Origin of the sequence: Gluconobacter sp. P1D12_c (assembly GCF_018812105.1) — a bacterium.
Lineage (GTDB): Bacteria > Pseudomonadota > Alphaproteobacteria > Acetobacterales > Acetobacteraceae > Gluconobacter > Gluconobacter oxydans_A.
In genome coordinates this window covers 1-551 of record NZ_JACSIQ010000248.1, presented here as the reverse complement: position 1 = coordinate 551, position 551 = coordinate 1, and the positions used below count along the sequence as shown (strand labels likewise).

General features: G+C 47.9%; 1 protein-coding gene. It reads left to right on the top strand.

What is annotated here, in order from left to right:
• Positions 1–360 precede the first annotated feature (360 nt).
• The coding region (locus tag KP705_RS16580) for a hypothetical protein (RefSeq protein WP_215765047.1) at positions 361–551 on the top strand (191 nt) is incomplete at its 3' end.

Below are 551 nucleotides of genomic sequence, written 5' to 3'. Positions count from 1 at the left end.
TTTCGACCTCCATGCTAAAGGCTAAATCAGTATTAAAAAGATAGCTCAAACTGCTTCGCTTCATGAGCAGATAATTAGCTCAGATTTGCTGTGTCCTGCATCACAGAGCGAGCGCAGAGCGGGAGCCACGTAGTGTGGCCGTAGGCCATCTGTGTGGGATGGTTCTTGATAATCTGATTTTTATGGTAGAATGTGAGTCGAGGTTAAATCGATGGATATCTTGGCGGATTACATCGAAGAAGCCCGATAGGTTAGGAGAAGGCTCATGACGCAGGAACGTCACAACCCGACCCACATCAGTATTATAACACAACTGATGGCGATGGTTCAACACAAGACCGCCAAGACTGGTGGTCTCGGATGGAATCCGTAGGTCGTTCATATACGAAATTACCGGCCCAACGGGTCATCAAAGCTCTGTCATATGATGGGGGGTATTATCCTCGTTCATGGCTTGGGCATGTGTTCCATCTGGGGTGGTCTGTTGATGATATCTGCTGGCTGATATCTGCTGACTGCAAGCACCTTGGGCTTATAGCTCGGGATTATTC